General features: G+C 55.6%; 23 protein-coding genes. 11 read left to right on the top strand and 12 right to left on the bottom strand.

Translation table 11 applies throughout. The features are described from left to right. Positions 1 to 40: 40 nt before the first annotated feature. From AC6I8E_RS12075 to puuD, 6 genes are all read right to left on the bottom strand, one after another. Entirely contained in the window at positions 41 to 1,291 is a 1,251-nt protein-coding gene (locus tag AC6I8E_RS12075) for a glucosyl transferase (protein WP_497824028.1), read from the bottom strand. Positions 1,292 to 1,332: 41 nt separating this feature from the next. Beyond that, positions 1,333 to 2,256, bottom strand: a complete 924-nt coding sequence (locus tag AC6I8E_RS12070; RefSeq protein WP_497824027.1) for a glycosyltransferase family 2 protein — start codon at positions 2,254 to 2,256, stop codon at positions 1,333 to 1,335. Beyond that, positions 2,253 to 2,612, bottom strand: a complete 360-nt coding sequence (locus AC6I8E_RS12065) for a GtrA family protein (RefSeq protein ID WP_497816966.1) — start codon at positions 2,610 to 2,612, stop codon at positions 2,253 to 2,255. Before AC6I8E_RS12065 ends, AC6I8E_RS12070 begins: the two co-directional genes overlap by 4 nt. A 404-nt stretch (positions 2,613 to 3,016) precedes the next feature. Further along, positions 3,017 to 4,294, bottom strand: a complete 1,278-nt coding sequence (locus tag AC6I8E_RS12060) for an NAD(P)/FAD-dependent oxidoreductase (RefSeq protein WP_497824026.1) — start codon at positions 4,292 to 4,294, stop codon at positions 3,017 to 3,019. A gap of 19 nt (positions 4,295 to 4,313) precedes the next feature. Next, entirely contained in the window at positions 4,314 to 4,871 is a 558-nt protein-coding gene (gene puuR / locus AC6I8E_RS12055; protein WP_147789747.1) for an HTH-type transcriptional regulator PuuR, read from the bottom strand. Then, entirely contained in the window at positions 4,864 to 5,631 is a 768-nt protein-coding gene (gene puuD, locus AC6I8E_RS12050; protein WP_497824025.1) for a gamma-glutamyl-gamma-aminobutyrate hydrolase, read from the bottom strand. The genes puuR and puuD overlap by 8 nt, the downstream gene beginning before the upstream one ends. Before the next feature lie 204 nt (positions 5,632 to 5,835). Between puuD and AC6I8E_RS12045 the strand changes: the two genes are divergently transcribed. Together AC6I8E_RS12045 and AC6I8E_RS12040 are read left to right on the top strand one after the other, a co-directional pair. After that, positions 5,836 to 7,251, top strand: coding sequence for a glutamine synthetase family protein (locus AC6I8E_RS12045; protein WP_013358430.1), 1,416 nt, complete (start codon positions 5,836 to 5,838; stop codon positions 7,249 to 7,251). A gap of 403 nt (positions 7,252 to 7,654) precedes the next feature. Then, a complete protein-coding gene (locus AC6I8E_RS12040) occupies positions 7,655 to 9,013 on the top strand; it encodes an APC family permease (protein ID WP_013358429.1) in 1,359 nt (452 codons plus the stop codon). Positions 9,014 to 9,062: 49 nt separating this feature from the next. On the opposite strand, the gene ygbI is transcribed toward AC6I8E_RS12040, so the two are convergent. Further along, positions 9,063 to 9,824: a DNA-binding transcriptional repressor YgbI gene (gene ygbI, locus AC6I8E_RS12035; protein ID WP_370426575.1), complete on the bottom strand. Its 762-nt coding sequence runs from the start codon at positions 9,822 to 9,824 to the stop codon at positions 9,063 to 9,065. Positions 9,825 to 10,091: 267 nt separating this feature from the next. Between ygbI and ltnD the strand changes: the two genes are divergently transcribed. The 5 genes from ltnD to AC6I8E_RS12010 all read left to right on the top strand — a co-directional run bounded on the left by ltnD (position 10,092) and on the right by AC6I8E_RS12010 (position 15,161). Further along, positions 10,092 to 10,997, top strand: a complete 906-nt coding sequence (ltnD, locus tag AC6I8E_RS12030; protein WP_370426574.1) for an L-threonate dehydrogenase — start codon at positions 10,092 to 10,094, stop codon at positions 10,995 to 10,997. Next, positions 10,997 to 12,259 (top strand): 3-oxo-tetronate kinase, encoded by a 1,263-nt coding sequence (gene otnK, locus AC6I8E_RS12025; RefSeq protein WP_497824024.1) that lies wholly within the window; start codon positions 10,997 to 10,999, stop codon positions 12,257 to 12,259. Before ltnD ends, otnK begins: the two co-directional genes overlap by 1 nt. Beyond that, complete coding sequence (otnC, locus tag AC6I8E_RS12020) at positions 12,252 to 12,896, top strand: 3-oxo-tetronate 4-phosphate decarboxylase (RefSeq protein ID WP_497824023.1); 645 nt, start codon at positions 12,252 to 12,254, stop codon at positions 12,894 to 12,896. Before otnK ends, otnC begins: the two co-directional genes overlap by 8 nt. Then, positions 12,896 to 13,681, top strand: coding sequence for an HPr family phosphocarrier protein (locus AC6I8E_RS12015; protein ID WP_497824022.1), 786 nt, complete (start codon positions 12,896 to 12,898; stop codon positions 13,679 to 13,681). Before otnC ends, AC6I8E_RS12015 begins: the two co-directional genes overlap by 1 nt. A 124-nt stretch (positions 13,682 to 13,805) precedes the next feature. Further along, the gene (locus AC6I8E_RS12010; RefSeq protein ID WP_013358423.1) at positions 13,806 to 15,161 is read left to right on the top strand and encodes a GntP family transporter; all 1,356 of its coding nucleotides are present in this window, start codon (positions 13,806 to 13,808) and stop codon (positions 15,159 to 15,161) included. 51 nt (positions 15,162 to 15,212) lie between these two features. Here the strand turns inward: AC6I8E_RS12010 and sbcB are convergent, their stop codons facing one another. Next, positions 15,213 to 16,640: an exodeoxyribonuclease I gene (gene sbcB / locus AC6I8E_RS12005; RefSeq protein WP_013358422.1), complete on the bottom strand. Its 1,428-nt coding sequence runs from the start codon at positions 16,638 to 16,640 to the stop codon at positions 15,213 to 15,215. A 574-nt stretch (positions 16,641 to 17,214) separates the two neighbouring features. On the opposite strand from sbcB, the gene dacD reads away from it, so the two are divergent. From dacD to tmaR, 3 genes are all read left to right on the top strand, one after another. Continuing rightward, entirely contained in the window at positions 17,215 to 18,378 is a 1,164-nt protein-coding gene (gene dacD / locus AC6I8E_RS12000) for a serine-type D-Ala-D-Ala carboxypeptidase DacD (protein ID WP_179291158.1), read from the top strand. Between the two features lie 259 nt (positions 18,379 to 18,637). Beyond that, on the top strand, positions 18,638 to 19,696 hold the full coding sequence (locus AC6I8E_RS11995; protein ID WP_095706932.1) for an FUSC family protein: 1,059 nt from the start codon (positions 18,638 to 18,640) through the stop codon (positions 19,694 to 19,696). A 160-nt stretch (positions 19,697 to 19,856) separates the two neighbouring features. Then, a complete protein-coding gene (gene tmaR, locus AC6I8E_RS11990) occupies positions 19,857 to 20,183 on the top strand; it encodes a PTS system regulator TmaR (protein WP_004571340.1) in 327 nt (108 codons plus the stop codon). Positions 20,184 to 20,271: 88 nt separating this feature from the next. On the opposite strand, the gene AC6I8E_RS11985 is transcribed toward tmaR, so the two are convergent. The 4 genes from AC6I8E_RS11985 to AC6I8E_RS11970 form a co-directional block, all read right to left on the bottom strand. Then, entirely contained in the window at positions 20,272 to 21,333 is a 1,062-nt protein-coding gene (locus AC6I8E_RS11985) for a LacI family DNA-binding transcriptional regulator (protein WP_095706933.1), read from the bottom strand. A gap of 128 nt (positions 21,334 to 21,461) precedes the next feature. Beyond that, positions 21,462 to 22,376 carry a ketopantoate reductase family protein gene (locus tag AC6I8E_RS11980; RefSeq protein WP_497824021.1) on the bottom strand — a complete coding sequence of 305 codons (915 nt, stop codon included), beginning with the start codon at positions 22,374 to 22,376 and terminating at the stop codon, positions 21,462 to 21,464. 180 nt (positions 22,377 to 22,556) lie between these two features. Then, positions 22,557 to 23,330 (bottom strand): phosphate/phosphite/phosphonate ABC transporter substrate-binding protein, encoded by a 774-nt coding sequence (locus AC6I8E_RS11975; protein ID WP_013358416.1) that lies wholly within the window; start codon positions 23,328 to 23,330, stop codon positions 22,557 to 22,559. Continuing rightward, positions 23,323 to 24,285, bottom strand: coding sequence for a fatty acid desaturase (locus AC6I8E_RS11970; RefSeq protein WP_095706935.1), 963 nt, complete (start codon positions 24,283 to 24,285; stop codon positions 23,323 to 23,325). The genes AC6I8E_RS11975 and AC6I8E_RS11970 overlap by 8 nt, the downstream gene beginning before the upstream one ends. A 208-nt stretch (positions 24,286 to 24,493) precedes the next feature. Between AC6I8E_RS11970 and AC6I8E_RS11965 the strand changes: the two genes are divergently transcribed. Beyond that, a complete protein-coding gene (locus tag AC6I8E_RS11965) occupies positions 24,494 to 25,516 on the top strand; it encodes an LLM class flavin-dependent oxidoreductase (RefSeq protein ID WP_013358412.1) in 1,023 nt (340 codons plus the stop codon). Positions 25,517 to 25,726 lie beyond the last annotated feature (210 nt).

The following is a 25,726-nucleotide window of genomic DNA, read 5'->3' as shown; positions in this document are numbered from 1 at the left end:
ACTTTCAGTAAAGAAAAATGCCCTAAAAGGACAAGTTTCATTACTTTTTGATCAGATGCATTTTCCAACCTGGTGGATTGATGCTTATATCTGCTTCAGTCCCCGATGGGGATTTTTCAAATAATTGGATTTGCTCTTTATAGCCAACCTCGAAATAAGGGTATATGTGAAAATGCCTTATGTACATTGCCGCCATCAAAATGTTCAGGCATAACAAAGCGATTATCGGTCTCTTCGTTTTGCTAGCCAGAAAAGTTATAAAGCAGAAAAAGGCAATATTTGTTACAAAAAAGTATCGTTCTCCGCCCAGTGGCGATAAAAATAAAGGCCACTGTGGATCTGTCATGCTCATCATTGGCTTAGCAAGAGCAAATCCGAGCATCAGGGATGGAAAAAGAAGTATGGACTTATAGCGCCATCCTGATTTTAAAGCATAATATAATATAGACGCTATTATTATCATATTCAAAGCAATAGATGCCTGATTGCCATTTATACCTGGCTTCCAGGTGTTATCAATAAGAGCGCCACGAATGATACGATAAAAAGTAATGTCAGAGAATAACTGAATACTTGCGCCTAAAGGAGCCGAAGAACGAGTAGCACCAGATGAAGTTAAAATTGTATATAATTGAATTAAGAAACAGAGCGTAAAAACAATATCGAAGGAATTGATTTTCCTGATGGAGTTAACAATTCCGTCATGTTGGCATACTCGCTTCATGAGCAGGCACGGCGCAATGAAGATTACAAATGGTCCGCTTAGCCCACTGACTATCAATAAAACATAATCGTGTATCTTCCATGCTGTTGATTCAGGTCTTTCAGACATGATTACACAGAGAAGATACATTGAAAGATACCAGTGTGCATTGGTTATGTTTGGATAACCTTCCGCAATATTTGGCATCAAAAGAACGTAAAGTGCAACAGTTGCTCGATAAGCTAGAGGAGCGAATTTGATACGGTTTGAAAGAATAAATGCAATAAAACATGCTCTAATTAAAACGCCAATTATATTGGCGACAAGGGCCGTTTTGCTCAAACCAAAAAGCAGAGCAATACTGTATGTCAGGCGAGATATTGTCTGAAAATAGCCATTCTCCGGCATGAAAAGCGTGTTAAATATGCCATTATTATATGCGTCCTGTAACCAGAATCTACCGTCTTCAGCCCAGGGCTGCGCGTTTGTAATAATGTCTGGCCTTCTCATTATTATAAGAAAGACAATAATTAAGAATATTGTAACGTTGAGGATATACTTCTGGTTTTTTATGTTTTCTAAATTCATGAGTTCCGCCTGAACATTTAAAAAGTTATCAAACTTTTTTTCTAAGCATCGTTGTCATTTCTGATAATATATCTCGGGCGTTGCTTGGTCTCGATATAAATCCTGCCGATATACTCTCCCAGCACACCAATGCCAATTAGCTGAATACCGCCAAGGAAAAGAATAGAAACGAGAATCGACGGGTAACCCGCTACCGGATTTCCCCAGATCAGCTTATCTGCAATCATCCAGACGCCGTAAATGAAAGAGAGCCCGGCCACAAAGAAACCGATATAGGTCCACATGCGTAAAGGAAAGGTAGAGAATGACGTTATCCCCTCCAGCGCAAGGTTCCAGAGTTTCCACCCATTAAATTTTGTCGAACCCGCGATGCGTTCAGCGCGCGTGTATTCAACGACCTCTGTTTTTCCGCCTACCCATGAAAGAATACCTTTCATAAACAGATTTCGCTCAGGTAGAAGCTTAATGTTATCGACAATATGACGGGACATTAACCTGAAATCACCCACATTTTCTTCAATCTGCGGCTTGCTAATCATGTTGTGTAATTTATAGAACCATTCAGCGCTTTTACGCTTCAGGTGGCTATCGGATGAGCGGTCAACCCGTTTAGCCAGCACAACATCTGCGCCTTCCTTCCACTTCGAGATCAGGAGCGGAATAACCTCGATCGGATCCTGCAGGTCTACATCTATAGGAATAACCACATCTCCGGTCGAAGCCTCAAGGCCTGCAAACAGGGCGGGTTCTTTGCCAAAATTTCGTGTAAAGCACACGTATTTGACTAACGCGTCATTTTTCATGATCGCCTGAATCAGAGATTCAGTGTTGTCTGTGCTGCCATCATTGACGAAAACAATCTCAATCTCATCATCTGCAAGCGGCGTGTAATTTCTTACAGTCTGATAGAAAACAGGAAGTGTTTCCTGTTCGTTCAGAACGGGAACAACAAGCGATATTTTCATTTCTTATCTCGGAAAATGATGTATTTCGAATAGACAAAGCCGCATACCAGACTTATTGCTGAGAAGACGATGAGGGTTACGACAGGGTTGACCTTCATCCGGTCAGCATAGGAACCAATCATGACGGCAACCATGCCCATGAAAAACACATACATGATGTAGCGGATCGTTGTGGCTTCTGAACTGAACGTCCACTTTGCGTTGGCAAAGAAAGAGAAGGTGACAGCAATGCAGAATGCAATAAAGTTAGACAGTGACTGCTGCAAACCCCTCTCTACACAGATGGCGAAGGTCACCCAATGGATCAGCGTATTGATGACACCAACTGACATGTATCTGGCAAAAAGTTTCAGCATGGCAAAGTTCTGTAAAAAGTGAGGTGCAAATCCTGACACCTGGCAGCGATAGGATCAAGAAATTGTTAAGGCCGTAATACCATTTCATCCAGAGAGTAGTTGTGTACATCTGCAAAGAATTTGGGTGTCTGACCAATGCACTTTTCAGTCACGTGATAAGTTTTGCTCTTCAGCACATAAAAAAGGGTCTGCTACCGCTTAAAAATCGCCCTGGAAAATTTATACGCGAAATTATCGCAAAGCGACGCAATCAGGCCTGGTAGTAACTAAAACTGCACGCAAAACGTATTTGATTCACCGTTCTGCGTCAGACCTTTCCTGCTTTTGTGGGGCGTTTGAATATCAAAGCATCAATAGCAATGCGGCAAGATTAAGTCTTACTTAGGGTAGGGTAAAAAATAACCTTACACCCCCAGCCGATCCCTCAACGCATACCACACCGCACCCATTGCCGTCAGCGGCACGCTGAAGCGTCGGCCACCCGGGAACGGCAGGTGAGGCAGGCGGGCAAAGGCGTCAAACCGCTCGGCATCGCCGCGCAACACTTCGCTGATCAGCTTGCCGGAAAGATGGGTACTGGTGACGCCATGACCGCTGTCGCCCTGCATAAAATAGACATTCTTCTCCATCCGGCCAAACTGCGGCATACGCGACAGCGTCAGCAGGAAATTGCCGCTCCAGCTGAAGTCCAGCTTCACGTTCTGCAACTGCGGGAAAGTGCGGCGCAGTTTGGGCCGGATTAGCGCTTCAATGTCAGCCGGTTCCCGCGCGCCGTAGACCACACCGCCGCCATAGAGCAGCCGGTTGTCGGCGGTCAGACGGAAGTAATCCAGCAGATAGTTACAATCTTCCACACAGTAATTATTCGGCATCAGCGACAGTGCCTGGTCGGGTGTCAGCGGCTCGGTCGCCACAATCTGCGATCCGCACGGCATGCTTTTCCTGCTCAGGCGCGGCTCCAGTTGTGGTGAGAGATAGGCATTACCGGCGAAGATCACAAACGTCGCACTGACCTCTCCCTGAGCGGTTTTCACCCGGTTAGGGGAGCCATAAACCACATCTGTTGCCGCAGACTGCTCATAAATGCGTCCGCCGTGTCGCCGGATGGCTTCCGCTTCTCCCAGCGCCAGATTTAGCGGATGCAGATGGCCGCCACGTCGATCCAGCAGCCCGCCGACGTAACGTTCGGTAGCGACTTCGCGGCGAATAGCGCGTTCGTCGAGCAATTCCAGATCGTGATTGCCATACTGCTGCCATAGCTTTTTTTGCTTTTGCAGATGCGCCATCTGTCTCGGATTCAGCGCTGCAAAAATGCCGCCAGGCCGATAGTCGCACTCAATCGCATACCGCTTAATGCGATCGCGGATAATCTCAGCGCCTTCAAACATCATGCTGCCCAGCATGCGGGCGCTCTCTTTGCCGTAGCGTTGTTCAATCACATCCACGTCGCGACTATAGGAGTTCACCACCTGGCCGCCGTTCCGGCCGCTGGCACCAAAGCCGACGCGCGCCGCTTCCAGCACGACTACGTCGTAGCCGACCTCGGTCAGATGCAGCGCCGCTGAAAGACCGGTGAAACCGCCGCCAATGATGCAGACGTCGCACTGAATGCTCTCCTGCAGGGTCGGCCAGGGCGCATGCGGATTGGCGGTCGCTGCGTAATAACTCTCCACATAATTCATAACAACCTCCGGGAAGCGCCTAAAAGTTGGCTGGCGTGTGGGCACTGACAATGCGGCAGGGGATTTCAGCCCTGTTGGTGAAGCTGTGCGGTAAGCCGGTATCAATCACATAGCTCTCTCCGGCGGAGAGATGAAACTGCTGACCGTTAATGACCAGCGTAATTTCACCTTCCAGCAGCGTGCCTGTCTCTTCGCCCGGATGACGCAGTTTTTCGCCCGTGCTGGCGCCGGGTTGATAGGTCTCCAGCAGCATGCCCAGCATGCGCTGCGCACGGCCATTGTCGATGAGCTTCAGCGATACACCCTGGCTGCCAATTTCCAGCAGATCGCTGGCGCGGACGATTACCTTTGGCTCTGCGTGGGGTTTGGGTTCCGAAAAGAATTCCGACAGTGACAGCCCATAGACTTTCAGCAGCTTCTGCAGGGTGCTGACCGCCGGGCTGACCTTGTCCTGCTCAATGGTGCTGATGGCGCTGTGGGTCAGTCCGGCCAGTTCAGCAACGCGACGTTGCGACAATCCCATCGTCTGCCGGATCTGCGCCAGCCGTCGTCCCGGAGCCAGCGTGACATCACTCATCTGCTTTTCCCCTGTGATAGCGAATGGCGGCCTGAATAAAGCCGCTGAACAATGCCTGCGATCCCGCCGTACTTTCCGGCTGCCACTCGGGATGCCACTGCACCGCGAGGGCGAAGGGATGATGGCGCAGACTCACCGCCTCAATCAGGCCATCCGGCGCGCGCGCCTCAATGCGTAGCTGTGGCCCCGGTTCGCGTACGCCCTGATGATGCAGAGAATTGACCGCAAGCGGTTTGCTGCTGTCCAGCAGCGTTGCCAGCAGGCCATCCGGTTCGATAGTGATCGGATGTGCTGTCGCATACTGCTGATCCAGTGGCAGCATCTCATCTTCATGATGACGCTGAAATTCTGACTGCCCACTGAGATCCCGCCACAGCGCGCCACCATTGGCCACCACCAGCTCCTGCAGTCCACGGCAGATACCAAACATCGGCATTTTGTGGCTGGTGGCCCAGGTGATGAGCTGAAAGGCGAGACGGTCGCGGCCCGGATCGGCGTGCGGCTCTTCACCGGCTTCACCATAATGCCAGGGTTCGATATTGCTGGGACTGCCGGTGAACAGCAGACCATCCAGCACAGCCATAGCGTTTTCTGATAGATGAGGCGCATTAATAAGACTATGGGGCAGGGCGAGAGGCACGCCACCCGCCAGAACAACCGCATCAATATATTTGTTATGCACCGTCTGAGTCGCATGGCCGCCCAGATCTTTCTGGCACATCACTACGCCAATCAACGGCTTGTCAAAAATAATGCCCATCTCACGTCCTCGCATCACTGGTCGAAATATCTACCGAAAGGGCACGTCTGGCGGTTAAGTGTGCAATATTTTTTCAATCTAGCAATCTGCTGTTTGTTCTTCAAACAGATTTGTTACATTTGCACACTTTTTATGTTGGCGCTATGTTAGTGGTGTGGCTGTTATTTTGAGCATTACGCAAACCTAATAGGGGCGGGTGAGATCATGACTAACCTGGTAGAAGTGGAAGACTTCACGCTTCACAGTGAAGAGAAACGAACCAGCGCGTTCCAGCTTGAGGTGAAAGCCTGGCTGGAGCGCCATCCTGAAACGCAGTATGTCGACATCCTGTTAAATGATTTAAATGGTGTGTTCCGCGGCAAGCGCATTCCGGTTTCTGCGCTGCCTAAGCTGGAAAAAGGCTGTTATTTCCCCGCCTCAGTGTTTGCCATGGATATCCTCGGCAACACGGTGGAAGAAGCGGGACTCGGCCAGTCTCTTGGTGAACCCGATAATCTCTGTCTGCCCGTTAGCGGTACGTTAGTTCCCTCCGCCTCTGACCCTCAACACATCGCGCAGCTGCTGTTAACCATGTGCAACCAAGATGGCACTCCCTTTGACGTTGAACCCCGAAATGTCCTCAACCGGCTGTGGCAACAGTTGCGTAACCGAGGTCTGTTTCCGGTGGTAGCGGTAGAGCTGGAGTTCTATCTGGTGGACAAAAAACGCGATGCTGAAGGCTTTATCCAGCCGCCCTGTTCGCCCGGCAGCGATGAACGCAATATGCAGAGCCAGGTCTACTCGGTCGATAATCTCGATCACTTTGCCGACGTGTTGCGCGATATTGACGATCTGGCCCGTCAGCAGGGTATACCGGCTGATGGCGCGCTGGCGGAAGCCTCGCCCGGGCAGTTTGAGATCAACCTGCATCATACCCGCGACGTGCTGCGTGCCTGCGACCATGCGGTGCAGCTGAAGCGCCTGATTCGTCAGGTCGCGGAAAATCACGGCATGACCGCCACCTTTATGGCGAAGCCTTACGAGGAGTATGCGGGCAGCGGGATGCATGTGCATATCAGCATGCTGGATGCCGCCGATCACAACGCCTTTGCCTGCGATGACGGCAGTGATTCACCGCTGATGAAGCGTGCGCTGGCGGGCATGATCGACCTGATGCCCGCGTCAATGGCGCTGCTGGCACCCAACGTGAATGCCTATCGCCGCTTTGTCCCTGAAGCCTATGTGCCGTTGCAGGCTTCGTGGGGTCATAACAACCGGACCGTCGCGCTGCGCGTGCCGTGCGGAGATATCGACAATCATCGTATTGAGTATCGGGTGGCGGGCGCTGATGCCAATCCCTATCTGGTCGTCTCGGCTATACTGGCCGGGATGCTGCATGGACTGGATACGCAGCTGCCATTGCCGAATCCGGTCACCGGCAACGGACACCATGCCGAAGGGCTGGCCCTGCCGATCCGGCAGAGCGATGCGCTGTATGAGTTTGACAGCAGCTATCCGCTGCAGAAGTTACTGGGCGAACGCTTTGCCAGCGTCTGGCACAGCTGCAAAAACTATGAACTGATGCAGTTTGAACGGCTGATTACGTCTACGGAAATAGACTGGATGCTGAAAAACGCCTGATGAGCTTCTCAGCTTTACTTTGTCGCGCTTTTTTTTGCATAAGGTGCCCCAACGGCTTGTATTACTGCCACGGGTTAGGGCAGAATACGCGGCCTGCAAAATCAGATGATAACCGACGCTTAACGCGCCGGTTATTTTTTTGCATCCAGTTTTAACAGAGCGTTTTTGCTGACTTAACCGAGGCCGGGCACGCACCCGGATAGATAAACACTGAAAACACGCGTAAGCGTGAGATTGAGGATTACAAAGATGGGGATGTTTTTCACTCTGCCAGCCAACGCTGGTACGCGTTTTCGTGATGACTACGGCGCCGCGTCAACCGCTAACCTTACTCCCTGTCGCTTAATGCGCAGTTGCCCTGTGACCCAGCCCAGCCAGGCTGTCGCACATGGGGGACTGAAGCATGTCGCTTAATACCTCCGCCGCACCACAGCGTGCGCAACTCAAAAAGACGCTTACGTTACTTCCGGTCGTCATGATGGGCTTAGCCTACATGCAGCCTATGACCCTGTTCGATACTTTTGGCATCGTTTCCGGGCTGACCGATGGTCACGTCGCCACCGCTTATGCTTTCGCGCTGATTGCGATTCTGTTTACTGCCGTGAGTTACGGTAAGCTGGTACGCCGCTTCCCCTCTGCGGGCTCCGCTTATACCTACGCTCAAAAGGCGATCAGTCCGCACGTCGGCTTTATGGTCGGCTGGTCATCACTGCTGGACTACCTGTTCATGCCGATGATTAACATCCTGCTGGCTAAAAACTATTTCGAATCGCTGGTGCCGGGCATCCCGTCATGGATCTTCGTGGTGTTGCTGGTCGGCTTTATGACGCTCTCTAACCTCAAGGGCATCAAAACCGTCGCCAACTTCAACAGTGTGATTGTGGTGCTGCAGGTCATTGTCATGGTCGGGATTACCGGCATGGTGATCTACGGTGTGGCAAGCGGCGTTGGTTCCGGCACGCTGGTGAGCAGCCGTCCGTTCTGGTCTGAGAATGCGCATGTGGTGCCGATGATTACCGGTGCAACCATACTCTGCTTCTCGTTCCTCGGCTTTGATGGCATCAGTTCGCTGTCGGAAGAGACCAAAGATGCAGAACGCACCATCCCGCGCGCTATTTTCCTGACGGCGCTGATTGGCGGTGTGATCTTTATTGCGGCATCTTACTTCCTGCAGCTCTACTTCCCGGACATCACCCGTTTCCAGGACCCGGACTCCTCACAGCCAGAAATCATGCTGTTCGTAGCCGGTAAAGCGCTGCAGGTCGGTATCCTGATCTTCTCGGTGGTCACGGTACTGGCATCCGGTATGGCGGCGCACGCAGGCGTATCGCGTCTGATGTATGTGATGGGCCGTGATGGTGTGTTCCCGGAGCGTTTCTTCGGTTACATCCATCCAAAATGGCGTACCCCGTCGCTCAACGTACTGCTGGTGGGTGCGATTGCGCTGATGGCGATTAACTTTGACCTGGTCACCGCGACCGCGCTGATTAACTTCGGTGCGCTGGTAGCGTTTACCTTCGTGAACCTGTCGGTGATTGCACAGTTCTGGATCCGTGAGAAGCGAAACCGTACGCTGAAAGATCACGTTCAGTATCTGCTGCTGCCGCTGCTCGGCGCGATGACGGTCGGTGCGCTGTGGGTGAATCTGGAAGAGAGTTCTATGGTTCTGGGCCTGATCTGGGCCGCCATCGGGATTATCTACCTGGCATTCGTGACCCGCAGCTTCCGTAATCCGGTGCCGCAGTTCAGCGAAGAAGTTTAATATCGCTAACGTTGCCGCCTTCCGGCTTTATCAGGAAGGCGGCAACAGCTTAACCGGCCAGCACCAGTTCCCAGCTGCCCGCACTCAACAGTTCCCGCCCCGCATCACTCAGTTTGTTGTCTGTCACCACCTGATCAAACCTCTCCAGCGGTAACGCCAGGAACGTCGCTATTCTGTTGTACTTCGAACTGTCACTCAGTAAAACCCGCTTGCTGCTCACGTCGCACACTGCCTGCTTCACCATCACTTTATCTTCATCCGGTGTAAACAAGCCGCGTGGCCCCCAGCAGGAGGCGGAGATAAAGGCGATATCAATGGCCAGATTGCGCAGGCTGCGTGCTGCCGACTCGCCGACGCAGGAGCGGTTCTCCCGGCATACGGTGCCACCCGTGTGGATCACCCGGCACTGACTCGCCTCCATCAGCAGATTCGCCACCATGAAATCATTGGTCACCACCAGTAAATCATCACGATCCACCACTTCCTGTGCCAGCGCTAAGGTCGTGGTCCCGGCATCCAGATAGATGCAGCTATTACGGGGGATGTGACGGGCAACGGTGCGGCCAATGGCGCGCTTTTCATCGTTATAGAGGGTGCTTTTCGTCAGATGGGACGGTTCGGCCGCCAGTCGATCGGCGGAACGCACGCCGCCGGAAACCGACAGCACGGCGCCTTGTTCTTCCAGTTTCTGCACATCCCGGCGTATCGTCATGTGCGATACGCCCAGCCGCTCAGTTAACTCTGCAATGCTCACTACGCCCCGATCGGCCACCAGTGCCAGAATCTGTTGATGACGTTCAACCGGAATCATATCTGCTCCCTGATAATTACCATTTTTTCACATTATAAAGTATCTGCCGGTCAACCAGAACAAATAATAACAGCTGATACAGGGCGGGCAGCTGCAATCACCGGGCTAACGCAAGGTGAGGCAGGTAAAACAGGCAGTGTTAAAAATTGTTCCCGTTCACACTGGTGATGTTTTTTTGTGAGGAGTGACACATTTTTACCGACAGGAAGCTGGCAGGATTAACAGTAACAAACAAATAATCACTTAATTTAACAGTGGAGGCGTAACGTGCCAGCTGAAAACATCTGCGTTATCGGGTTAGGTTCCATGGGTATGGGTGCGGCGAAATCCTGTCTGCGCGTCGGTCTCAACACCTGGGGGGTCGATTTGAATCCTGCGGCCCTGGAGAGCTTACGTCAGGCCGGCGCACGTGATGCGCAGTCATCCGCCTCAGCCTTTGCAGATCAGCTCGATGCCGTTTTGCTGCTGGTGGTCAATGCAAAGCAGGTTAACGCCATTCTGTTCGGTGAAGATGGTCTGGCCGCAAAACTGCGTCCGGGCACGGTGGTAATGGTCTCATCCACACTCTCAGCGCAGGATGCGCAGCAGATTGAACAGCGGCTGGCTGAACATCAGTTGCTGATGCTGGATGCCCCGGTGTCGGGCGGCGCGGCCAAAGCGGCCAGCGGTGAAATGACGGTGATGGCATCCGGCAGTGATACGGCCTTTGCACAGTTGCAGCCGGTGCTGGATGCGGTGGCTGCCAAAGTCTATCGCGTGGGCAATGAAATTGGCCTCGGGTCAACCGTCAAAATTATTCATCAGCTGCTGGCGGGCGTTCATATCGCGGTGGGCGCAGAGGCGATGGCGCTGGCGGCGCGAGCCGGTATTCCGCTTGAAACCATGTATGAAGTGGTCACCAATGCCGCGGGCAACTCGTGGATGTTCGGGGACCGTATGAAGCATGTGGTAGATGGCGACTACAGCCCGAAATCGGCCGTCGATATCTTCGTGAAAGATCTCAACCTGGTGGCCGATACCGCAAAATCGCTGCACTTCCCGCTGCCGCTGGCTTCAACCGCCCTCAACATGTTTACCGAAGCGAGCAACGCTGGTTATGGCCGGGAAGATGACAGTGCGGTAATCAAAATCTTCAGCGGCATCACGCTGCCGCAGGCAGGGGAGAACAGCTGATGCGTCTTGGCGTAATAGCGGACGATTTTACCGGCGCAACGGATATCGCCAGTTTTCTGGTGCAGAACGGCCTGACCACCATTCAGTTCAACGGCATCCCCGCCAGCGAAGAGAGGACCGATGCGCAGGCGATTGTGGTCAGCCTGAAGAGCCGTTCCTGTCCGGCAGATCAGGCAGTTGCGCAGTCGCTGGCCGCGCTGGCGTGGCTGCAGAAGCAGGGCTGTGAACGCTTCTACTTCAAATATTGCTCCACCTTCGACAGTACTGCGCAGGGCAATATCGGTCCGGTGACCGATGCGCTGCTGAATGCGCTGGGCGAGACGCAGACGGTCATTTGTCCGGCGCTGCCGGTGAACGGGCGCACCGTCTATCAGGGCTATCTGTTTGTCGGCGATCAGATGCTGTCCGATTCCGGCATGCGGCATCATCCGGTCACGCCGATGCAGGACAGCAACCTGATGCGTCTGATGATGTCGCAGGCAACCGGCAAAGCCGGGCTGATCGCGGCGGCACAGGTCGATCAGGGCGCAGCGTCAGTGCGTCAGGCGCTGGGCCAGCTGGCGGAGCAGGGCATTAATTACGTCGTTACTGACACCCTGCATCAGGCGCATCTGTTGACGCTGGGTGAAGCACTCAGTGACAGGCGGCTGGTGACCGGCGGTTCCGGGCTGGCCATCGGTCTGGCGCGGCAGTGGGCGACGGCTGAGACAGATTCAGAGGCGGAAAAGGCAGGCCGTCCGCGCGGCGATCGCGCCGTGGTGCTGTCCGGATCCTGTTCGCAGATGACCAATCGTCAGGTTGCCGCGTACCGCCAGCTGGCACCAGCCTGCGAAGTAGAGATTGAGCATTGTCTGGAAGATGCAGAAGGGTATGCCCGGAAGCTGTGCGACTGGGTGGAAGCTAACAGCCATCAGACGCTGGCCCCGCTGCTGTTTGCCACCGCCGACGCGCAGCAACTGCAGGTGATTCAGCAGCGCTATGGCGCGCAGCGCAGCAGCGAAGCCGTTGAGCAGCTGTTCGCCGCTGTCACCCGCGAGCTGAAAGGGCGCGGCTGGCAGCGCTTTATTGTGGCGGGAGGGGAAACCTCCGGCGTAGTCGCGCAGAGCCTGGGTGTAACCGCCTTTCACATCGGCCCGACCATTTCGCCCGGCGTGCCCTGGGTGCGCGACATCCATCAGCCTCTCTCGCTGGCACTGAAATCGGGCAATTTTGGCGACGAAGATTTCTTCCGCCGCGCGCAAACGGAGTTTACCTATGTCTGAATCTTCCCTGTTAGCGGAACAGCAGGCGCGTGACGAAATGGTCCGTCTCGGCGCCTCGTTCTTTCAGCGTGGCTATGCCACCGGCTCTGCGGGCAACCTCTCCATGTTGCTGGCGGATGGCAATCTGCTGGCGACCCCTACCGGTTCCTGCCTGGGAGAGTTGCAAAGTGACCGACTGTCGAAAGTGACGCCTGAGGGGGAATGGCTCTCCGGTGATAAACCCTCAAAAGAGATTGCGTTTCACCGCGCGCTCTACCTGAATAACCCCGACTGCCGCGCAGTGGTGCATCTGCATAGCCACTACCTGACGGCGCTCTCCTGTTTACAGGGGCTGGATACGGACAACTGCATCCGTCCGTTTACCCCCTATGTGGTCATGCGCGTCGGTGATGTGCCGGTCGTGCCTTACTACAAGCCGGGCGATGGGCGTCTGGCCGATGATCTGGCGGCGCTGGCGCCGCGTTACCGAGCCTTTTTACTGGCGAATCACGGCCCGGTGGTGGTGGGGAAATCCTTACAGGAAGCGGCGGATAACACGGAAGAGCTGGAAGAGACCGCCCGTCTGATCTTTACCCTGGGTGACCGCCCGATCCGTTATCTCAGCGATGCCGAAGTGGCGGAATTAAGGAGCCGATAATGCCGAAGTTTGCTGCTAACCTTTCGACGCAGTTTAATGAATATCCCTTTGCCGAACGCTTCGCTGCAGCGGCGAAAGCCGGTTTTACAGCGGTCGAATTTCTGTTTCCTTATGACTGTCCCGCCACGCAGATAAAACAGTGGCTCGATGATAACCAGCTGCAACTGGTGCTGTTCAATACCGCGCCGGGCAATGTCGCAGCGGGTGAGTGGGGCGTCTCCGCCATCCCCGGACGGGAAGCGGAAGCAAAGGCAGATATCGACCGTGCCCTGAGCTATGCGCTGGCGCTGAACTGCCCGCAGGTTCATATCATGGCGGCGACGGTGCCGCCCGATGCCGATCGTCAGCGCTACGTTGAGACCTTTATCAGCAACATGCGCTATGCGGCTGAGCGCTTTGCGCCGCACGGCATCAGCCTGCTGATAGAAGCGCTTAACCCGGTAACCAAGCCCAACTATCTCTATGCCAGCCAGTATCAGACGCTGGAGATGGTAGAACAGATCGACCGGCCGAACGTGTTCACTCAGCTCGACCTGTTTCATGCCCAGCGGGTGGACGGCAACCTCAGCCATCTGATTCGCCACTATGCGGGACGGTATCGTCACGTACAGATTGCGTCAGCACCGGATCGCCATGAGCCGGATGAGGGGGAAGTTAATTATCCGTACCTCTTCTCGCTGCTGGATGAGGTTGGCTATTCCGGCTGGGTCGGCTGCGAATATATCCCGCGAGGCAGCACGACCGAGGGTCTTGGCTGGTTTGCTCCCTGGGCGCAAAAAACCTGATTTAACGGGCTGAAAAACCGGTGTTTCAGCACCGGTCGGGAGCGGCTTGCCCTTTTTCTGACTCTGCACCTGCTATTTCTGTACGCCTGAAACCCAAAAAATATAACAATTTCTGAGGTTTACTATGTCCACCGCACTGCTGTTAGCCATAGCGACCGCCAGCATCGTGATCCTGCTGCTGCTGGTCATCAAAGCCAAAGTTCATCCGTTTGTCGCCCTGCTGATTGTCAGCCTGCTGGTGGCGATTGCGACCGGCATTCCGGCTGAAAAAATCATGGAGACGATTATCACCGGGATGGGCGGCCTACTCGGTCACATCACCATCATCATCGTGCTGGGTGCCATGCTTGGGGCGATTATTGAAGCCTCCGGCGGGGCTGAATCACTGGCGCAACGCTTCAGTAAAACGCTGGGGCTGAAGCGAACCGTTGCGGCATTGACCATGGCAGCCTTTATCCTGGGCATTCCGGTCTTTTTCGAAGTGGGCTTTATCATCGTCATCCCGTTGATTTATGGCTTCACTAAGGTGGCGCGGGTCTCACCACTGAAGTTTGGCCTGCCGATGGCGGGCGTGATGCTGACGGTGCACGTGGCGCTGCCAACCCATCCGGGTGCGGCGGCGGCGGCCGGGATCCTGCACACCGATATGGGCTGGCTGATGATGCTGGGTATCGCGATTTCCGTGCCGGTCGGGATCATTGGCTACTACGTGGCGAAAGTGATGAACCGTCGCCATTACCATCTGTCGGTCGAGGTGCTGGAGCAGTTGCAGATGGCGAAGCCAGAGGGGCAGGAAAAGAAAAATGAACCGGCCCCGCCTGGCGCGCTGACTATCAGCGGTCTGATTGTGGTCCCGATTGTATTGATCGTGCTGGGAACGCTGTCCCACACCCTGCTGGCGGAAGGCAGTCTGCTGCGTAACGTCATGACCGTGATCGGCACGCCGCCGATTGCCCTGCTGATTGCCTTAGGACTGGCGGCCTGGCTGCTGGGCGTGCGGCGTGGCTGGAGCAAAGATAAGCTGGAAGATCTCACCGGGCGGGCCATTCCCACCTCTGCCAGCGTAATTCTGGTGGCCGGTGCGGGTGGGGCCTTCGGTAAAGTGCTGGTGGAGTCAGGGGTCGGCAAAGCGCTGGCGGTCACGCTGGAAACGCTGCATCTGCCGCTGGTGCCGGCTGCCTTTATCCTGTCGCTGGCGTTGCGCGCGTCACAGGGGTCCGCCACGGTAGCCATCCTGACCACCAGCGGTCTGCTGACGCAGGCGGTGACCGGCGTAACGGATATGCAACGGGTACTGGTGACGCTGGCAGCCTGTTTCGGCGGGCTGGGGTTGTCACACGTCAATGATGCGGGATTCTGGGTAGTGACGCGCTATCTGGGGCTTTCCGTGGCGGACGGTTTACGCACCTGGACGGTGCTGACGACGATAATGGGATTAAGCGGTTTTGTGCTGACCTGGCTGGCGTGGACGGTGCTCTGATTCAGCAAGACAGGAAAGCCTGACCCGGCAGGGTCAGGCTTTCATATTGGTTCAGGAGACCAGTTCCTGCGCATAAAGATAGAGCGCTTTGAGCTGCCCAACCTTTTCTGCATCCGCTTCATGCAGATTAGCCAGTCCCTCCAGCTCCTGCATAAATGCCTGCACCCGATCACTATTCAGTACTTCACGGCGATGCTGCAACCAGCGCTGCTGCTCGGCATCATCCAGCGTGCCGGGGAAGTTACGCGCCCGGTAGCGGAACAGCAGTTTCGCCACCCGCGCACTCTCAAAGCTCAGGTCCAGCGCAGGCAGATTGGCGGGCGCGGTCTGGCGGATAATATTCATTCCGGCACGGTCGGCATCACTGAAGAACCCATCATAGAGCTGCGTGTCCACGTCGTCTGACGGCGTAAACGGCTCGGCTTCGGCAAACAGCGTGACCAGTTTTTCCCGCACGTCAGGCTGCTGACGCAGCAGCGCCAGATTCGCCAGGCAGTGCTGACGATCAATGCCCAGCCGGGCCGCATCTTCCGGACGCAGCGTACTGGCAGGTGCCAGCACCGGACACTTGTTGATATGTACCAGTTTAACCGGCACCGCAGGCAGATCGCCCAGGTCGTTTTTCGGCGTGTAAAGACGCTCACGCAGGGTATCGGCATCCAGTTGCAGCAGCGGCGACATATCGCCTGCCAGATCCACCACGATCAGCGCATTACGGTTATCGGGATGCCAGGCCAGTGGCACAATCCAGCTGGTGTTGCCGCGCGCCGCGCCAAACATGCCGGAGACATGGACCAGCGGTTTCATCTGCGGGATGTCGATCAGGTTCATCAGCTTGTTTTTGTTACGGTGGGTAAACAAAAAATCAAACAGTTTTGGCTGCTTCTCTTTTACCAGCTTCGCCATCGCCAGCGTGGCGTAAACATCGGACATCGCATCGTGCGCATTTTCATGGGCCACGCCGTTGGCTTTGGTCAAATGCTCCAGCCGGAAGCTCGGAAAGCCTTCTTCATTTTCTGGCCAGTTGATCCCGTCAGGCCGCAGCGCATAGCAGGCACGCATCACGTCAAGCAGGTCCCAGCGTGAGTTGCCGTTTTGCCAGGCCCAGCCGTAAGGGTCGTAAAAGTTGCGATAGAAGATATTACGCGTCACTTCATCATCGAAACGCACGTTGTTGTAGCCGACCACGCAGGTTTGTTCGGTGGTGAACAGCTTATGAATGCGTTCGGCAAACTCTGCTTCGATTACGCCGCGGCTCATCGCTATCTGCGGGGTGATGCCGGTAATCATTACCGCTTCGGGCTGTGGCAGATAGTCATCAGGCGGACGGCAGTAGAACACTTCTGGCTCGCCAACAGGATTGAACTCACTGTCGGTGCGCAGGCCGGCAAACTGGGCGGGCCGGTCACGAGAGGGGCTGGTGCCGAAGGTCTCGTAATCGTGGAACAGAAAAGTGGGCTGTACGCGGTCGTTATTCAAATTTCATATCCGTTCATTGCGTTCACTGACTTTATGAACAGAAAGCCTGCGGCTTTCTGTTCGCTCTGAATTTCTCTGCGCGCAGCAGGATGAGTTTTGATCGTTGTGTCTGATGTGCACTGACTATGAGGTCTGCTGTGTGGAACATTATAGCGGCTCCTGACTGCGGCTGGCTCAGCCCCGTATGGTAAACCATATTCCACCACGTCTGAAGTTAAGGGTTTAGCCAGCCTGAAGACTGTTTTTGCCGCCAGTCAGCAACGGCAGCTGTGTCAGACGCATAAACCTCTATTACCGGAGCCTGTACCCGTTCTGAAACCGGAAGCCGTTACGCATTTTTTCAGTGCCCTGGATCACTACTCCCAGGCTATTTTACAGTACCAAACCTCCATCTCATCTTCTCTGATGACGCCAGCCGACTTTTGTTAGCCGCCAGCCTCGCTCGTCTGACTTCAGCCCGGTTCATACTTTTTTTCAATTTATTCAAACCTTCACGACGCTTTTGCCGTAAAACGTGCGGCTGTTTCCGTTTCGTTTTAGAAATTTTCTCTCCCGTGCAATTAAGGATGAAGTGTTGAAAAGGCGTCTGTTGTTCACCGTTACCGCTACTGTTTTTTGGGCCTCGCTGGCGCAGGCTGATGCGATTCCCTTTCCTGTGACGCCTCCGGCGATTGATGCGGCTTCCTGGGTTTTGATGGATGCCACCACCGGGCAGGTGCTGACCGCGGGCAATCCCGATGAACGCCGCAATCCTGCCAGCCTGACCAAACTGATGACCGGCTACGTAGTCGACCGCGCTATCGACCAGAAGAAAATCAGCCGTGACGACATGGTCACGGTCGGCAAAGATGCCTGGGCGGCGGGAAATCCGGTGTTTAAAGGCTCCTCACTGATGTTCCTGAAGCCAGGCGATAAGCTGAGCGTCCGGGATCTAAGCCGCGGCGTGATTATCGATTCCGGCAATGACGCCTGTGTTGCACTGGCGGATTACGTGGCCGGCAGCGAAGCGAACTTCGTTGGCATGATGAATCATTATGTTGAGAAGCTCGGCCTGCAGAATACCCACTTTGAGACCGTTCATGGTCTGGATGCGCCGGGTCAGTACTCCAGCGCGCTGGATATGGCGAAGCTGTCACGCGCGATTATCGATGGTGAGCCTGACTTTTATGCCATGTACAGTGAGAAAACCCTGAGCTGGAACGGCATTACTCAGAACAATCGCAATGGCTTGCTGTGGGATAACAACCTGCACGTTGATGGGCTGAAAACCGGTCACACGGAAACCGCTGGCTTTAACATCATCGCGTCAAATGTAGTGGGTAAACATCGGCTGATCGCCGTCGTGATGGGCGGTAAAAGCCCGAAAGGCCGCGAAGAGCAGGCGCGTAAACTGCTGGTCTGGGGTCAGAACACCTTTGATACCGTTCAGCTGTTCCATGCCGGTAAGAAGATTGGCAGCGAAAACGTCTGGTACGGCAATCCGCATCAGGTAGAAGTGGGAACGGCAGAAGATGTCTATCTGTCACTTCCGCGCAGTGAAGTGCAGAACGTGAAGGCGAAGTACGTCATCGATCGCAAAGATCTGGAAGCGCCGCTGAAAGCCAATGAAGTGATTGGAGAAATTCAGGTGATGGATAAAGATCAGCAGATTGCTCACTATCCGCTGGTGGCGCTGAGTGCGGTAGAGCCAGCAGGTGTGATTACCCGTCTGACGGACTATCTTAAACAGAAATTCTGATTAATCGCCGGGCAGTACAGAAACGGGCAGCCTGCGGGCTGCCCGTTTTCACATTTACACCCTGAGCCTGTTACTGATTCCTGAGAAAGGTTAAAAAGCCGTATTCAGTTGTTCATGACTTCCGGTCAGGTATGTGAGTCGGATGTTGATAATTGTAAGCGAACGTCAAAACTGTTTTGAAATATCTGGCCCGTGCTAAGCCCGAGCCGCGTTCAGGGTTAAGATAGCCCCATCATGTTCCCGTAACCGGAAAGTCACTTTGCGTCCTGACAAGCCCATCTCGAAACTGGAGTTCTGGTTTTATCGCCATTACCGATCCGTCCACGGCGTGCGCATTGCCATCGCCTTTTTACTCTGCTTTATCTTTGTCCGGGCAACCGGTATTCCGGAAGGCACCTGGCCGCTGATCACGCTGGTGGTGGTGATGGGGCCCATTTCCACCTGGGGAAATGTTTTTCCGCGAGCCCTGCAGCGCATCTGCGGCACGGTGGCGGGGTCGATTTCCGGGCTGATTGCCCTGAAGCTGGAGCTGATCTCCATGCCGGTGATGCTGGCCTGGTGCGGCATCATCATGGTAATCAGCGGCTACCTGACGCTGGGCAAACATCCCTATATGGCACTGTTGATCGGGATTACCCTAAGCGTGGTTGTGGGTGCGCCAACTGGCGATTTCACCGTGGCGCTGTGGCGCGGCGGAGATGTGATTCTGGGATCGCTGATGGCGCTGCTGTTTACCGCGATCTGGGCGCAGCGCGCCTATACACACTGGCGCATTCAGCTCTCCGACACGCTGGCGGGCATGGCAAAAATCTATCACGCTGGTTTCTCGCCCAACCTGGTTGAAAAGCCACGCCTCAACAAGCCGCTGGGCAAATTGCTGACCAGCGTGATCAAAATGCGTGCGCTGCTGGAACCGTCGAGCAAAGAGACGCGCATCCCGAAGTCGGTGCTTGAAGCGATTCAGACCATAAACCGTAATATGGTTTACACCATTGAGATGCAGATTAATGCCTGGTGGGCCTCGCGTGAGAGTCACCTGATAATGCTTAACGCGCCTGCACTCCGCCACACACAGCAGATGACAGAGAACACGCTACGGGCGCTCTCGGTAATGGCGATTGAGGGCGAAACAGAAGAGGTGATTGCCAACAGTCATGAGCTGACCGAAATCAGCGGCGAACTGCGCAGACTGATCGCCGAAGCGGGCAGCGACGGGCTGGAAGAGACGCCAATCTATGGCTACGTCTGGCTGACGCTGGAACTGGCGAAACAGCTGGAGCGCATGACCGATCTGATGCGGATGGCGCTGCGCAAATAATCACCTCAGACAATGACTTAATGTGAAACCGGGTTTCTTTGCGCTAAGATAAGAGCCAGTCTGAATTTAGCTGTGAAAATTGCTTACCTGGCGGGCTAGCCGCTAAGCTGATCGTTTTGACTCTCTCCCTGCGTCAGCAGGCTTAAAGAAAGGTGCCATCATGGAAAATGCCAAGCAGTCATTTCAGGACGTACTGGAGTTCGTGCGTATGTTCCGCCGCAAAAACAAACTGCAGCGTGAAATTGTCGATAACGAGAAGAAAATCCGCGATAACCAGAAGCGCGTTCTGCTGCTCGACAACCTGAGCGAATATATCAAACCCGGCATGAGCGTTGAGGCTATTCAGGAAATCATCGCCAGCATGCGTGTGGATTATGAAGACCGCGTGGATGAGTACATCATCAAAAACGCCGACCTGTCGAAAGAGCGTCGCGAGCTGTCGAAAAAAATCAAAGCGATGGGCGTGGGCGAACACCCGAAAGCATAAGAACAGGGCGCTTATGCGTTTTGCGTTCCATGCGAACCCGCATTCACGTCGGTGATGCGGGTTTTTTATTGCCTGTCTCAGCGCAGAATTATTTACCCGCCAGCCTGCGGGCAATCTCCTGTAGCTGACGGGAGAGCGCCACTACATCGACCCGCTCATCCGCGGGCGGGGCGGTGGTCTCACGGATCACCAGCATGGTTTCCAGCGCGTTGTCTGGTGCCTCTTCATCCTGAAGCCGCGCCAGCATCCGCTCAACACTCTGTGCGCCAAGATAGTGTAAATCCTGCCGCACCGTGGTCAGCGGCGGCTGATACCACGCGCTCTCGGCGGTATCGTCATAACCAATCACGGAGATCTCGCCAGGAATGGCGACACCATACTGATGCAGCGCCCGCATCGCACCCAGCGCCATCTGATCGTTGGCAACCAGCAGCGCCTGCGGCAGGTCATCGGGCAACTGCGTCAGCAGCGCCTGATAACCCGATTGCGCGCTCCAGTCACCGCGCAGCGCGCAATGCGGCGTTAGCTGATGATCGGCCAGCGCCTGACGCCATGCGTTTTCGCGCTGACGGGCTGACACCGAGCGCAGCGGCCCGCTTAACAGGCCAATCTGACGATGCCCCAGCGCCACCAGATGTTCAACGGCGGCACGTGCGCCGGACTCATTGGGATACTGACACTGCGCCACCGCCGCCTGCGGTTCGACATCCAGAAACAGCACCGGCTTGCCGCCGCACAGCAGCTGAATCTGCTGCGCTTCATCGGCATCCAGCGGCAGGTTAATCAGCAGCCCATCGACCCGCTGAGCCAGCAGTTCATTCACGGTGGCGGCCGCATCGTGGCCGCTGTCCATCGCAATCACCAGATGATAACCCGCCCGTGCAGCACGCTGTTGAATCGCCGAGGCGATCTGCGCCGGTGCCATCAGGGCCAGGTCGCTGGTCGCGAGACCTAACGTGCGCGTTGCTTTGCCCGCCAGCTGCTGCGCCACCCGATTGGGCACATAATTGAGCTGCTGCATCGCCGCCTCAACCCTTTCCCGCGTGCGGGCTGACACCTGTTCAGAACGATTTAAAACACGTGAAACGGTTTGATATGAGACGCCGGCCAGTTGAGCGACATCATCAAGGGTCACGGAGCGGGAAGTCATTGAACTCTCCAATAGATGAAGCGACGAGTGTAACAAATTTTCATGCTGTACTGCTGCTGCCAGCCACACGTTTACCGCCACGCCAGCGGGAAACGTGGCGGCAGCCGACCCGCGAACGCTGCCGGTTGTTAACGCTGCTGCAGATAGACCTGCAGGTTTACATCCACCGCATTCAGCAGCGGCGTGGCAAGCCCGTTTCGTTTTGCCCGCAGCAGCAGGTCGCCGATGATCTGATCGGCTTCAATATCATAACCCTGGGTGAGATCGCGGTACATTGAGGAGGTCATCGGGGTCGCGGGATTGTTTAACAGTTCAAAAATGCGGGCCGTCACCGCCGGGCGCGGCTGATAGCCTTCGGCAGTTATGACAGACAGGATCTCCGTAAAGATCCCCTGAAGCAGCGCTTCGCCGCCGCGCGCGGTGAGGACCTGCCGGGTATCGCCGCGTGCCAGGCAGCAGACTGCGCCGAGGGTGCTGAGCAGCAGCCACTTTTCCCACAGCTCATCCATAATGTTATCGCTGAACAGGGTATCAACCTGACAGTCGCGCAGCGCAGCATCAACCCGCTGTAGCCGTTCATCATTGTTGCCGTCCAGCGCGCCGTATAAGAGCTGGTGCAGTGGCGTCATCTGGATGACGTCGCCCTGATCACCCAGCGTGGCGTTGATTTTGCACAGGCCACCAATCACCTTATCTTCGCCAAAACGCTGTTGCAGCGCTGCGATATGCCGCATTCCGTTGAGAATTGGCATGATCAGCGTGTCCGGGCCGACAGCCGGCGCAATGTCCTCCATCACCTGATCAAGGGTAAAGCTTTTTACCGTCACAATAATCAGATCAAAGTGACCTGTCAGGGTGCTGGCCTGCGTCAGCTGCGGCTGTAACTTTTCGGTGCCCTGCGGCGTCTGCAACACCAGCCCATTGTTTTGCAACTGCTGATAACGGCGTTCACGCACCAGAAAAGTCACGTCCTGACCCGCCTGAGCCAGTCGTGCACCAAAGTATCCACCGGTCGCGCCGGCGCCTGCCATCAGAATCCGCATTCCACTCTTCCTTTGCTGAAAACCTTTACCTTAGAACGCCGTGAGCGCGCTTACCAGCGTTAGCCTCCGGCGCAGCGTATCGGGGTGCGTGAAAAAACAGGCAGGGTAAGCGTGAGCAGTGAGGCGAGGATGCAGAAAAATCAGATTTTCCCAGTCAGAAGGGCGAATCAGCATGCGGCGTTAAAGCCGGGTGACGCCCAGCGCGGCGGCCTGCTGTTCCCACGCCAGCACGTCCTGATAATCGTCTCGCTGCACCGGGCTGAATCCACTGATGAGATTGTCGTCGCAGACGCCGCGCCAGGCGGGATCGCTTACCAGCTGATGCAGCGCCGTGCGTAATGTCGCCAGCCGGGCCGCTGACGTTGAGGCGGCCGTGATCAGCGGCAAACCGGGTGCGGCGGGCGTCTCACCGATGATATGCAGGCCGCGCAGTTCATCCGGCACATAGCGCGCCAGCAGCGCCCAGCTCACACAGTCGATAGCGGCGATATCTGCCTGTGAATCACGCAGCGCCGCCAGCGACTGACGGTGTCCGCCGCTCAGCAGCAGCTGTGAAAAGGTCACGCCCTGAAGCGCCGCCACAAACCGCAGCGCGTTATAGCCGGATTGCGAGTCCGGGCTGTTAGCCACGGCCCGCTGACCGTTGAAATCGGCAAGCGTCGCCTGTTTATCCCGCGCCACCAGCCAGCTGCGATAATCGCGCCCGCTGCAGCCCAAAGCCTGATAGTGAAAGGTGCCGACCAGCTGAACCGCTGGTAACTGGCTGACCAGCGGATAGCCGCAGGTCTGGCTCAGCAGCAACCGCTCATCCCGCCAGTGAGCCAGCAGATCATCAGGCCAGACCGGCTGCGCGTCGGTGTCATGCTGCGCCAGCAGCGTAACCACAGCCTGCATCAATGCCCGCGTGGCAGGCGGATGGAGGGCATACATGGGCAAAGCGAGCAGATTATTCATGGGTTTTCTCCCCTGAGCGGCCCGGATGGGCATTGACGCTAACCGGTCTGGCCCAGAACTGACGCAGCCAGACCCGATAGCCCGCCACCCGAAAACCGTGGTTGCGCTGATAGTAATGCTCGCGGTCGCGCAGATAGAGCGGGCGCAGGCCATACCAGGGAACGCCAGGCAGATCGTGATGCACTGAATGGTAGTTCAGATTCAGGAACAGTATGCGCCAGGGCCAGGCCGCTTCATTATTCACCGAACGTGCCAGCGGGTCGTCCGCTGCACGATGCTCGTAAAAGGATCGTATCTTGGTCAGCGCCAGCGCCGGATAACTTACCGCCAGCAGATACCACAGCGGCGAAAACCCGAGCTCCGCCATCCAGTAAAACAGCAGAGCCAGCAGCGCGCCATGCAGCAGCCACATGCCCGTCGCATAGCGATCACCACGTCGCAACGCCTGCCACATCCCGCCAACGGTCGACGCGATATCCAGTAGCGGGCCAAGCAGCAACCGTCCTGGAAACGTGTTGCGCAGATGAATCAGCCGCTGCTGCCAGCGCGGCAACTGCGCCCAGCGGGCAGCGGAAAAATAGTAGGTTTCCGGGTCTTCGTCCGGCTCGGTCAGGGTGTGATTGCGATGATGGGCAAGATGAGAGTCACGATAGAGCCCATAGGGATACCAGACCGCCAGCGGCAGGGTGCCGAACAGCTGATTCACCCGCGGCCAGCGTGTGGGATGACCGTGGATCAGCTCATGCTGCAGTGACATATACCAGGTGGTGAAAACGATCAGCAGCAGGGTAGCGGGCATCTGTCCCAGCGTCTGCCAGTTCAGCATTACCGAGAACCAGCCACCGTAAATCACGGCCATCAGCAGCCAGGTCGGCAGTTCGCTGCGCCAGAGCCAGCTGCGCGCGCGCTGTTTCAGCCAGGCGCGCTGCTGTAAAGAGAGATAACCGTTGTGCATCGTTCACCTGACAGCAGAAGCGGGAGTCTGGAGAGTGAAAGAAAGCGCGGACAAAGACAAAGTGGATAATCTGCTTAGCTATGTCGAAATTCCTGAATATGGCGCTTAAAGATATTGACTATCAGTGGCGGCGCGGAGGGCGTAACCTTTCCCTATCAAAAATCGACTCATGCCCACAGGCGTTTATCGCCTGTCAGGAGAAATACAGATGAAAAATATCGGCTTCTTATCCTTTGGTCACTGGACGCCTTCGTCGCAGTCCGCCACCCGCACCGCGCAGGATGTGTTACTGCAATCGATCGACTTAGCGGTCGCCGCCGAAGAGCTGGGCGCAGATGGCGCTTATTTCCGTGTCCACCATTTTGCCCGCCAGCTCAGCTCGCCGTTCCCGCTGCTGGCTGCCGTGGCAGCGCGCACCAAAACGATTGAGATCGGCACCGGTGTCATCGACATGCGCTATGAAAACCCGCTCTACATGGTGGAAGACGCCAGCGCGGCAGACCTCATTTCCAACGGTCGTCTGCAGCTGGGTCTGAGCCGCGGTTCCCCTGAGCAGGTGATCGATGGCTGGCGCTACTTTGGCTTTGAACCGAAAGCGGGTGAAAGCGATGCGGATATGGGCCGTCGCCACACCGAAGAGTTTCTGGAGGTGCTGCGCGGCGAAGGCTTTGCTAAGCCGAATCCACAGCCGATGTTTCCGAATCCGCCAGGTCTGCTGCGCCCTGAGCCGCTTTCGGAAGGGCTGCGTGACCGTATCTGGTGGGGATCCGGCTCCAACGCTACCGCAGAATGGGCGGCGAAAATGGGCATGAACCTGCAAAGCTCAACCCTGAAAGATGATGAGACCGGCGAGCCGTTCCACATTCAGCAGGCGAAACAGATCCGCGCCTACCGCGAGGCCTGGAAAGCGGCGGGGCATCAGCATGCACCACGCGTTTCCGTCAGTCGCAGCATCTTTGCGCTGGTAAATGATATGGACCGCGCCTACTTTGGCCGCAGCGGTAACGATCAGGATTCCGTTGGTTTCCTGGATGAGAAAACCCGCGCCATCTTTGGCCGCAGCTATGCCGCAGAGCCAGAAGTACTGATTAAGCAGCTGGCGCAGGATGAGGCGATTGCCGAAGCGGACACGCTGCTGCTGACCGTGCCTAATCAGCTTGGTGTCGCCTACAACGCCCATGTGATTGAGGCGATTCTGAAGTACGTCGCCCCGGAACTCGGCTGGCGTTAAGTCTGAAGTCGAGCGCCCGCGTAAGCCGGGCGCTCTGTTGTTTCTTCATAAAGCGGTGTTACCTGCCATTCACCTCTGCAATCGTTAACGCTTTTTAATCATTTTCTCTTCTCGGATTTCTACCGTTTCTGCTTCGCACCTGTTTCGTCCATCCCTGCAGCTACACCGGTTTAGCCAGCGACCGCGGCCATATCAGGTCTGGCCGCTGCT

It is taken from the genome of Pantoea sp. X-Soil-YNGN-785, assembly GCF_059730585.1.
The sequence above is the reverse complement of the archived record's forward strand: the minus strand, read 5'-3'. Positions and strand labels throughout refer to the sequence as shown.